This window comes from Pseudoalteromonas sp. SR44-2 (assembly GCF_014163745.1).
GTDB lineage: Bacteria > Pseudomonadota > Gammaproteobacteria > Enterobacterales > Alteromonadaceae > Pseudoalteromonas > Pseudoalteromonas distincta.
Genome location: NZ_JACJDW010000058.1, coordinates 3,364 through 13,653 on the forward strand (window position 1 = coordinate 3,364; position 10,290 = coordinate 13,653).

Sequence of the window (10,290 nt, forward strand, 5' to 3'; positions counted from 1 at the left end):
GTATTGATGTATGTGCTTATGCCGTAATGAGTAATCACACCCATTTGGTACTATATGTAGATGATAAGAAAGCAAACAGACTGAATGATAAAGCGATTGTTATTCGCTGGCATAAACTGTGTAAAGGCACAGTGTTAACGCAGAAATATGTACAAGGTGAAAAGTTAAGTAAAGTTGAGCTCATCTTTTTCAACCAAACGGTTAAACAATACCGCGAACGCTTATCAAGTATCAGCTGGTTTATGCGGCTCTTAAATGAAGACATTGCGCGCAGAGCAAATAAAGAAGATAACTGCACTGGGAGGTTCTGGGAGGGTAGATTCAAATCGCAGGCATTACTAGATGAAGCAGCACTTGCAGCGTGTATGGCCTATGTCGATTTAAATCCCATTAGGGCTAAAATGGCTAACACACCAGAAGAATCAGACCATACCAGCGTACAAAAGCGCTTAACATGTGGGGCAGAAGGTAAACAGCCTAAACAGTTACTACGTTTTGCAGGTATGCCACGTCAGATTATGCCTAAAGGGCTGCCGTTTGAGCTTAAATCGTACCTTGAACTTGTTGAGCTAACAGGGCGAATAATACGAGAGGATAAACGCGGGCATATTGATAATATGAACACTCATTTGTTAGAAAGGCTTAATATATCCCCAGAGAACTGGTTAAAACTCACTACGCAATTTACGCGCGTATTTCATGGTGCAGTAGGCAGACCCACTTCACAGGCAAGTTACTGTGAAAATTTAAAGCGTAAACGGCGATCAAATATTAGCAATTGCGAAAAGCTACTCGCATAAATTAAAACAGTTCAGTAAAAGTTAAAAATGCCATACGGAGTTATTTTCATGCGTGTAATTTGGGTTTAAAAATGTAATGACTTATTTAATAGATGAAATGAAAGCGACCCAGTAATAAAAGGTTAATTATGAACCTGAAGAGCTAATTTTGTGGCACAGTTTTGTTTGTTCAATTAAAGTGGCTGTCTGGTTTGGTCGGTATTAATTGATCCCTTGGAGGGGTAATGGAAGCAATAACAATTACGAGTGTTTTTAGTGCGGTAGTCGGTGCATTAACAGGTAGTCTTGGGGCTGCACTCCTAGGAGCGGGTATTGGTGCAGGACTTTCTGCAACTTTAATAGTTATCCATGAAACTAATCGTGAAAGAAAAAAATAGAGCTCTTGATCTGATACAAGAATACAGTTCTCCGGATTACATTCAGATTCGTAATGATGCAAGTAAAGCACTTAAAAAGTCGATGCTAGAAATTGAAAGCCCATCTTGGGATAGTCTTTACCGAAAACTATCTACGGAAGAGTGGCAAAAAATATCTAAAATTGAACATTTCTATAAAAAGTTAAATTTTATGGTAGATATTAAAGAGGCGGATTCTAGATATTTAGCAAAATATTTTGAAGTTGAATTTTGGCATTGGCAAGCAAGGTATTTTAGTCGGATTAATATTGAATCTGGTGAGCCTGAAATGGTATTTCAAGCTCTTGCTGGTGCTTTTGAAAACCCTAATAATAAAAAGACTTAGGGAAATAATAAAAGCGTATCCCCATTCTTAAATAAACTAGACACCCATTCTAAATTTTATGAAAACACTAATAGATTGAACCAAAATAGGAACTCAGCTATGGTTTGTTTATCAATAAAAACAAATAGAAACGAGTTAATCTACAGGCTCGTTAGGTAATTAAATGAATACTGCCATTGATGAAGTCACAAATAATTACCAAGACTGGAGCTTAGACAAATTATCGTATGTTGATGGGTTACTAACACTGAACCTTAAAACTTATATAAAAGGCGATGATCCCGTAAGGTTTATGGTTGTGTTTACAAATACCGTTTTATTTGAAACTTATGATGAAAGTACCCATTTTCATGACTATCATCAAAACCGTGATTCGGGCGTAATCGGCGTGTATTCTGATTCAAGCTTATTGGAGTATGCTCAAACTAAAACGAATACTTTCAGTTTAAACAACAATAAGCTGTTTCATTATTCAGTAATGACTACAAATGAAATCATTCATGTTTTAACAAATATTGAGCCTCAGGTGATAAACGTTACCTAACAAAACGCGCTGAGGTGGGCGACTAGTAAAATTTGGCTATTAATTGTGGGAAGCTGGAAATAGTAAGTAATATTTTAGAAACTCTATAACAAGGAACGTATATGAATTTATTTGAGAACAAAACTGTAATTGAGTTTGAAATATCAGAAACAGGCCACCAAATTGTTGAAGCTAAAATTAACGGTAAATTGTTACGTTTTATTTTAGATACTGGCGCTGGGACATCTGTTTTAGACAGGGGATGCCTAAGTGAATTAGGCATTGAAGAGACACTCAATGTTGAGAATGCAGCAGGCTTGGGCACTTCGGATCACGCTATGGGAGATATAGAAGTTGATTCAATTGAGTTTGGTAGTGCCTTGTTTGAAAGTCCTGCCTTTGTGTCACTTAATCTTGACCATGTTCAGGTGGCGGGTGGTGAAAAGGGAGTACATGGCTTGTTAGGCTCTCCCTTTTTTACTCAATACCAAGCAGTTATTGATTTTTCAAAAAATAGGTTGGAGCTTTTTAATAAAAAAATTAAATAACTAACCTAAACTTGGTGCTTTAAATTTTATCTAACGCACCATGTTTATGGATTTAACTATGGCATGGTGCGACAGCTGTTATTGTTTACAATTTGTATTTCAAAGCTACTTTTCTAGTTCTTTTCTAATAATTCTTTTCTTATAATTTCAGCCCCAGCGCTCAAGGCATTTAGTTTACCTCTGGCTATATGGTGAGGTAGTGGAGCCATGCCGCAGTTGGTACACGGGTAGAGTTTTTCGGCATCTACAAATTGCAGTGCTTTACGTAGCGTATTAGCTACTTCTTCTGGCGTTTCGATAGTGTGATTTGCTACATCAATTGCGCCTACCATTACTTTTTTACCGCGAATGAGTTCTAGTAAATCCATTGGTACATGCGAGTTATGGCACTCTAGTGAGATAATATCGATATTAGATTGCTGAAGCTTAGGGAATGCTTCTTCGTACTGTCGCCATTCAGATCCTAATGTTTTTTTCCAATCTGTATTTGCTTTAATGCCGTAGCCATAGCAAATATGCACTGCGGTTTCGCATTTAAGCCCTTCAATTGCTCGCTCTAAACAGGCAATTCCCCAGTCGTTCACTTCATCAAAAAATACGTTAAACGCGGGCTCGTCAAATTGGATGATATCAACGCCGGCGGCTTCTAATTCTTTTGCTTCTTGATTGAGAATTATGGCAAATTCCCATGCTAGTTTTTCGCGGCTTTTATAATGATCGTCGTAAAGCGTGTCTATCATTGTCATTGGGCCTGGCAATGCCCATTTTATTGGTTGCTTGGTTTGCTTGCGTAAAAATTTAGCGTCTTCAACAAACACAGACTTTTGACGGCTAACAGGGCCAACAACAGTGGGTACACTTGCGTCGTATCGGTCACGAATTTTTACTGTTTTACGTTTTTCAAAGTCAACACCGTTTAGATGCTCTATGAATGTAGTTACAAAATGCTGCCTTGTTTGCTCGCCATCGCTAACAATATCAATGCCTGCTTGTTGCTGGTCGAATAATGACAAGCGTAGGGCGTCGTGTTTTCCTTGGGTTAATTCATCACCTTGTAATTTCCAAGGTGACCAAAGTGTTTCTGGCTCTGCAAGCCATAAAGGCTTTGGTAAACTGCCAGCGGTAGATGTAGGTAGTAATTTTTTCATAATAAATAATGCCGTATATTTCAGTTAATTATTAAACGTATCGTTAAGCGCGTTATTACTGCTTGTTACTATTAGTTGTTATGACAGATAGCTAGTAGAGAATTGCTCAAGAACTCTTTGGTACGGCTTGATAAAATGCTCTTGAGCAAACTTGCCTTGCTCGTTTGCTAACTTGCCGCGCTCTTCTCGGTCATACACAATTTGCGTTAGTGAGTGATCCAAGTTTTTTAAGTTTGGTTTATATGATTTACCCGCTATTGCGTTGGCATTATAAATCTCTGGTCTGTAGATTTTTTGAAACGTTTCCATCGTACTAATAGTGCTTATAAGCTCAAGATTGCTGTAATCATTAAGTAAATCACCAAAGAAAAACAATGCTAAAGGCGCTGCACTATTTGGCGGCATAAAGTAACGTACCTGCAAGCCCATTTTTTTGAAGTATTGCTCAGTTAAAGACGATTCATTTGGCTCGTATTCAACGCCAAGTACCGGGTGTTGGTTTTCGGTGCGGTTATAGGTTTTGTTATCTGACACACTTAGGCATATAACCGGTGGTTTTTTAAAGTTTTGTTTGTATGTACCCGAATTTACGAATGACTGAAATAGCTTGCCATGTAATACCCCAAAGTCATCAGGAATACTAAATTGAGACTTGCCTTTATTGTGCTCTTGTAGGAGTACGCTAAAGTCGTAGTCGCGTACATACGATGAAAAGTTGTTTCCTACAATGCCTTCAATGCGCTTATTAGTTTTATGATCAACAATGTTTGTTTTTAATATTTCGATTGATGGGAAGCTTTCGCCGCCATCTTCAATACCTATTTCAACAGAGATAATTTCAAGCTCAACAGCATAACGCTCACCTTTGGTGTTATCCCAATGGGCTAGGGCATTAAAACGGTTGTTAATCATGTTTAAGGCGTTACGCAAGTTTGCTTTGCGGTATTCACCTCTGGCTAAATTAGCAAAGTTGGTTGTGATACGCGTATTAGTTGATGGATGATAATTTTCGTCGAGTGAAACGCTCTTTATATTAAATGTAAAATCTTTTTTCATCGTGTTTATATCCAATTTTATAATTTAAACCTGATTGATGCTTTGCGCTTTATTAACCTTGCAACTTACTTAGCTGGCTTAGCTGGTTTAGGTATTCAGCAGCTTTAAGTTGTTAAATAGTGTTTAGCGCTAAGTGATGAGTAATTTATACGTTGATTTGTATATGAAGAAAAACGGTTTAATTTCACATAAAACATGAGTCATATTCATTAATCATTATTGTTAGATTCGATTACGTAGCAGTTGACGAAAAAAAGGCACAAATCAGTAAAAATAACGGATAGATGTTTAGCCGTTTAGACTTCTTTTGTGGCGGCGTGCACTTTATTCATGTTAAACATGAGGAATATTCAAAGGTTTTTTTTATAGCTATAACAGTACATTAGCCAAATTTTTAGTATGTTAAGTCGTTGTTTGTACTAAGAGCCATCACTGGGAAAGTTTTAATTAGCTATAAAGGCAGATACTTCAGCTCATCTAACCTAAATGATAAACCGACTTTTTTGAGTACGTATAAATGCTTGTAAATTAATAAAAGCGTTATTAGCCATAGTTAGTAGCAATGGTAGTACGTTAACTAAGTTATACTCGTTTTTCATCACCTCACCTATTGAGTATTCGTGGATATCAAAGGCACTTGTATTGCATCAACTATTGATGAGCATGGCCCTGTTTATGTATATCAAACAAAAAAGAATCTAATTCTCAGCTTTGACGGAAAAATTTATCAAAGCTGTATTAAATTAAATAATATTAACGGGTTAAGCTTAGCTTATACGCAAGCTATGATGGCTGCGCTTTTTTTTATACCAAATTTAAAAACCGCGATGATAATGGGGCTTGGGGCGGGCTCTATAGCAAAAAGTCTTTATCATGCGTTTCCTGCACTGACCATACATACCGTTGAATACCGTAAAGCCGTGGCTGATATGGCTATAAAATATTTTGAAGTTCCCGTGTCAGAACGTTTGTTTATTCATATTGACGATGCGGCAAACTACATGAAAAAAACGCAGATAAAAACGGATGTTATTTTTTCTGATTTATACAGCTCAGATGGGATGGAATCAGATCAGGTGCAATTATCCTACTTACGTGATTGTAAAAATGCGCTCATTTTTGATGGTGTTTTAGTACTTAATATTTGCCATACCAAAGTTGGGCAAAGAGAAGCGTTTGATCAACTACTTGAGAAAGAATTTGCAGGAAAGATTTTTAGTTTTATTATTGAAGGCGGCAATAAAATTGTTTTTGCTTTTAACAATAAAATGCCTGTACTTAGTGAGGACGAATTACTTGCTAAGGCTTACGCGTTACAAAAATTAATAAACGTCCCAATGACGCGCTATGCTGAGCTTTTATTTAATTAAAGATGGTTAGTTTGATGTACTGTTAAATGGCGCGTTTAAATCCATCCGTCTATCTGTTGTTCATTTAAACTTGGTTAAACTAATCATACTCTGAATAAAAATAATAAAGTACATACCCGTACGGAAACACGCATACATGGATTACTGTAAAAATATAATCACTAAATTTATAAGCGCGATGCAAAAGCGGCCTGGATTATTGGCTGTATTGGCGTTTTTGTCGGGCGTAGCCAGCTTTGCACTTGTAGATAGAAAAGAGTCTTTTTCGCAAGTTATTGCGATATTTTTACTTATTAGTTGGTTGTGGCTAATTATTGATAATTGGCTACGAGACAAAGTAGAAGAAAAATTTGGTGTGGCTGTATCTCCTAATGTAATGCGTTTTGCTCTACAAATGGTACAACAAGAAAGTCTATTTTTTGCTTTGCCGTTTTTTTTAGCGGTTACGCAGTGGGACCATCCTCAAGCGTTTTTTACCTCCCTCATTGTGATATGTGCGGTTATATCGGTAATCGACCCCTTTTATTATAAGAAGCTTGCTAAAAACCGTACGTTATTTAGTGTGTTTCATAACTTTGCTTTATTCGTTGTTTTACTTGTTACCTTACCTATTTTGTTAAACCTTACCACGAGCCAAAGTTTAGCTGCAGCCCTTGTAACGGCTGTAGTGGTTACTCTTCCGAGTTTAAACAATTTAATGCCTAATGCACGCTGGTGGCGCTTTCCTATTCTTGTATTGATTTTATGTGCTTTGAGCACTGCTGTGTGGCAGTTAAGAAGCTATGTGCCTCCTGCTGCGCTGCGATTAACCGATATTACGTTAGCTCATGAAGTTGATTTACAGCATAAAAAGCCAGTTGGTAGTATTAAACAGTTAGACTCTTATACACTGCATCATCAAGGTTTATATAGTTGGACCGCTGTTAAAGCACCAAGAGGCTTAAATGAAAAAATATTTCATGTGTGGCTTCATAATAAAAAGGAAGTTGATCGGATCACGTTAAATATAAACGGCGGGAGAGAGCTAGGTTACAGAGCATGGACCCACAAGGTAAATTTTCCTAGCGACTCTGTTGGTAAGTGGCAGGTAAAAGTAGTCACCGAATCAGGTCAGTTAATAGGTTTAACGAAATTTACTGTTACACCTTAATTAACTAAGCCGGCTGTATTTTAAACACGTAGCTGATATAGTTTTTGTATTCCAAACTAATGGACATAGTTAATGAGTATTGCATTTGAGATTTTTATTTGGCTAATAGTTGATACTGGCTTAAGCTTTTTATTTTACTCGACCGGTTGGCTACTATTAAAAGTGGTTACGTTTGGGCTGTATAAAAGCGAGTTTAAAGACTTTGCATCTTATAAAGCCAGTAAAGCTAGAAGAGTCGACTTAACCTTCTTACTAGGTTTTGGTTTTTATGTTGCACTCATTGCCGTTATGGCTTATTTAAGTCATTAAATTTGCTAATAAATTAGGTTAAGAATAAGGAGCCTATTGAGTTGTTGCTGCTTATGTCTTTCCCGTTACCGCACTTTTTTACACTTCCTACTTATACCTTTCCTGTTTTTGCAATAGGAAACACCTCACCGTGAGTACTATAACTATCATTTTAGCTATTAAATTAAGTACCTGCTAGAGCGTTGCTCGGTGCGTATATAGCTTTGGTTTATTGGTTTAAATCCGAGCTAATTGCAACTTGTAGTTTATGGGTAATACTTAGTAAATACTTAAAATCTAATAAATAAAACAATATATATGCATCTATATATTGCGCTAACGCGTTTTATAACAATACTATGCGCCACTTTTTACCATTTATGATGGTTTTGGACTTAATAAATGACTCACTATTTAAAATATGTATTTGTTATTACGACTCTCGCGGTAGCAAATACAGCTTACGCACAAGCAAAAACACAAGAGCACTACCAAGAGCTTGAAGTGGGCGTAGGCGGAAATATTAAGCATACCCATACTGACGTAAATTATAAAAATAAAGAGTTTGATTTACATATTCACCCATTATGGGAGAGCCGATATGTTACCGAAGGTCGAGATAACCTTCCCGGTAATGGCATTGCATCAATTGCTACTGAGGTTAACTATAAAAACTTTGCGGTGATCCCTTGGGCGGCCAAAGGTATTAGTAGTGATTATTCAGAGCTTAATTTAAATGCTATTTATACCGCTCACTTATCTGAGCAGATAGAGATGTATGTAGGTTATAACTATATTAAAGCTCGCGAAGAAGGCATTGATGCTCACGATAATGAGCTAAGCCTCGACGTTGCGTATTTTTATGCGGACGATATTCAGTTATTAAGTAGTGTTTATCATTCATTTGATGCCAGCGGTACATTTTTGGAGATGGCAGTACAAAAAGGTTTTTATATTAACGATTTACTAACAGTAGATATTCAATCGGGCGTGGGGTTTAATGCGGGGTATGTTAGTGATGGGCACAACGGAGTAAACAACGTTAAGTTTACTGCAAACTTGTCGTATCAGCTTTTTAATCAGTTAGCCCTTTACACATATACAAGCTATAGCATTGCAGTTAATAAAGATGAAAAACGCTTTGCAGGTGACGAGACACTTCGAAATATATTTTGGGGTGGTGTAGGGCTGAGTTATCAATACTAGGGCGTACTTTTTCAAGGTTGAGTTTGAAGCAGTGTGTTTTACTTTTAGGCAGTTCAGAGCCTACTGGGTAAAACTCTTGCTGCATGATTAAATCGATCTTAGGATCAAATAGTAACACACGATAAAATATGTTTAACGGCGCGGGTAACTTACTCAGCAGGACAGTGGGGTGGTGTAAGAGCGGCCATTAGTATGTGCACGTTTTTATCTGAACTTGGCTGTTTGCCAGTATCGGCTATGATCCACGTGCCAAAAGCGCAAGATGTGTTTAGTGAGGATGGCAAACCTGTTGCAGGAGAGAGTCAATCATCGTGGTTTAATTATTTCTCACGCACGTTTGGCCAACTAGTATGGTGGGCGCAGGCTGCTAAAGAGCATATCGAGGTGGTTGACCCACAAAGTTTGCTAAAAAGCTTTAAAACAGATCCTTCTCAGCGCAATGCGCCTTAATATCCGCTAACTAATTGTTTGGATTGATTATAGAAACATGGCTGCATATAGTGGTATCATTAACGCTACATATTTTTAATAATGCATAATACCAATTCGCAATAATAGTTAATCAATTTAAGGGATTAAATCGCTAACTGCATTAAAAGTTTCTGATGTACAACATCTTAATAACGAAATTTTTGCTGTGTTTTCCACACGATTTTCTTGTCTCAAAATAGATCACTGAATTATGCGTATTGGTGTAAGAAACAAGGAAATTGTGTCTTGAAATATCTAGCCTTACTAAGTGTGCTTATGCTTAGTGCATGTAGTTCTGTTCCCCATAAAGTTGAAGTGAGCCAAAGTACGGCTGCAAATATGAACCTTATTGCTTTAACTGAGCAAAGTGCACCAAAGGGTGTTGCTGGCACTTACCAGTTTCATATTAAAGCGGCGGGAGCTCAGGGGAGTTGGTTGTATTTAAATACAGAAACTGATTATCGTGATAGGCGTTCTATTACGATATCAATACAGCCCAATGTGGTAGCAGAGCTTCAAAGTAAATACAGACAACCAGCAGACACCTTTTTTATTAATAAAACAATAGAAGTAACAGGCGAAGCTAAACGAGTAACTATCGATTTTATGAGCCGTGGTAGAGCCACTAATAAATATTATTATCAAACGCACATAGCTGTGTCATCAATTAAGCAGCTTCGTGTTATTAAAAGTTAGCAAAAAGCAATGCACTGTATTTATATACAGTACATTGTGAAAGCTTACTTTGAGCTTTAACGTTTACACTTAAATTTACTGCTATGGCGCTACTTTAGCGCTGTTTTATTCCACGATTTCAAAACTCTTATTTAACCTATTGTAATTTCATTACATAAAACTAATAATTAGGGCGTGTTGATCTTTGGTGGGTGAATTTGCAGCAGTATGTTTGGTTTTTAGGCAAGGCGGAGCCTATGTAGTGTGGTTATTCCCCATGAATAGGCGATAACGCAGCATAAATACCAAACATG

General features: G+C 37.1%; 12 protein-coding genes and 1 pseudogene. 11 read left to right on the top strand and 2 right to left on the bottom strand.

Going from position 1 to position 10,290, the window contains the following annotated elements:
* From H5115_RS19530 to H5115_RS19550, 5 genes are all read left to right on the top strand, one after another.
* Nucleotides 1-800 (top strand): transposase (locus H5115_RS19530; RefSeq protein WP_182756912.1); only part of this gene is annotated, 800 nt, incomplete at its 5' end.
* 224 nt (nucleotides 801-1,024) lie between these two features.
* The gene (locus H5115_RS19535; RefSeq protein ID WP_182756914.1) at nucleotides 1,025-1,177 is read left to right on the top strand and encodes a hypothetical protein; all 153 of its coding nucleotides are present in this window, start codon (nucleotides 1,025-1,027) and stop codon (nucleotides 1,175-1,177) included.
* Nucleotides 1,161-1,541: a hypothetical protein gene (locus H5115_RS19540; protein WP_182756916.1), complete on the top strand. Its 381-nt coding sequence runs from the start codon at nucleotides 1,161-1,163 to the stop codon at nucleotides 1,539-1,541. Before H5115_RS19535 ends, H5115_RS19540 begins: the two co-directional genes overlap by 17 nt.
* A 163-nt stretch (nucleotides 1,542-1,704) precedes the next feature.
* Nucleotides 1,705-2,085, top strand: coding sequence for a hypothetical protein (locus H5115_RS19545; RefSeq protein ID WP_182756918.1), 381 nt, complete (start codon nucleotides 1,705-1,707; stop codon nucleotides 2,083-2,085).
* Nucleotides 2,086-2,186: 101 nt separating this feature from the next.
* Nucleotides 2,187-2,612, top strand: a complete 426-nt coding sequence (locus H5115_RS19550) for a retropepsin-like aspartic protease (RefSeq protein WP_182756920.1) — start codon at nucleotides 2,187-2,189, stop codon at nucleotides 2,610-2,612.
* A 113-nt stretch (nucleotides 2,613-2,725) separates the two neighbouring features.
* Here the strand turns inward: H5115_RS19550 and H5115_RS19555 are convergent, their stop codons facing one another.
* Nucleotides 2,726-3,760, bottom strand: coding sequence for a methionine synthase (locus H5115_RS19555; RefSeq protein ID WP_182756922.1), 1,035 nt, complete (start codon nucleotides 3,758-3,760; stop codon nucleotides 2,726-2,728).
* Nucleotides 3,761-3,838: 78 nt separating this feature from the next.
* Nucleotides 3,839-4,816, bottom strand: coding sequence for a DUF1852 domain-containing protein (locus tag H5115_RS19560; protein WP_182756924.1), 978 nt, complete (start codon nucleotides 4,814-4,816; stop codon nucleotides 3,839-3,841).
* 620 nt (nucleotides 4,817-5,436) lie between these two features.
* Here H5115_RS19560 and H5115_RS19565 point away from each other — a divergent pair.
* The 6 genes and pseudogenes from H5115_RS19565 to H5115_RS19590 all read left to right on the top strand — a co-directional run bounded on the left by H5115_RS19565 (nucleotide 5,437) and on the right by H5115_RS19590 (nucleotide 9,997).
* Complete coding sequence (locus H5115_RS19565) at nucleotides 5,437-6,186, top strand: spermidine synthase (protein WP_182756926.1); 750 nt, start codon at nucleotides 5,437-5,439, stop codon at nucleotides 6,184-6,186.
* Between the two features lie 136 nt (nucleotides 6,187-6,322).
* Nucleotides 6,323-7,336 carry a DUF5924 family protein gene (locus H5115_RS19570; RefSeq protein WP_182756927.1) on the top strand — a complete coding sequence of 338 codons (1,014 nt, stop codon included), beginning with the start codon at nucleotides 6,323-6,325 and terminating at the stop codon, nucleotides 7,334-7,336.
* A gap of 72 nt (nucleotides 7,337-7,408) precedes the next feature.
* Nucleotides 7,409-7,645: a hypothetical protein gene (locus H5115_RS19575; protein ID WP_182675841.1), complete on the top strand. Its 237-nt coding sequence runs from the start codon at nucleotides 7,409-7,411 to the stop codon at nucleotides 7,643-7,645.
* 381 nt (nucleotides 7,646-8,026) lie between these two features.
* The gene (locus H5115_RS19580) at nucleotides 8,027-8,830 is read left to right on the top strand and encodes a hypothetical protein (protein WP_182756929.1); all 804 of its coding nucleotides are present in this window, start codon (nucleotides 8,027-8,029) and stop codon (nucleotides 8,828-8,830) included.
* 135 nt (nucleotides 8,831-8,965) lie between these two features.
* Nucleotides 8,966-9,280: pseudogene (locus tag H5115_RS19585) on the top strand (NADPH-dependent FMN reductase); the annotation flags it as partial.
* 267 nt (nucleotides 9,281-9,547) lie between these two features.
* A complete protein-coding gene (locus H5115_RS19590) occupies nucleotides 9,548-9,997 on the top strand; it encodes a hypothetical protein (protein ID WP_182756931.1) in 450 nt (149 codons plus the stop codon).
* Nucleotides 9,998-10,290 lie beyond the last annotated feature (293 nt).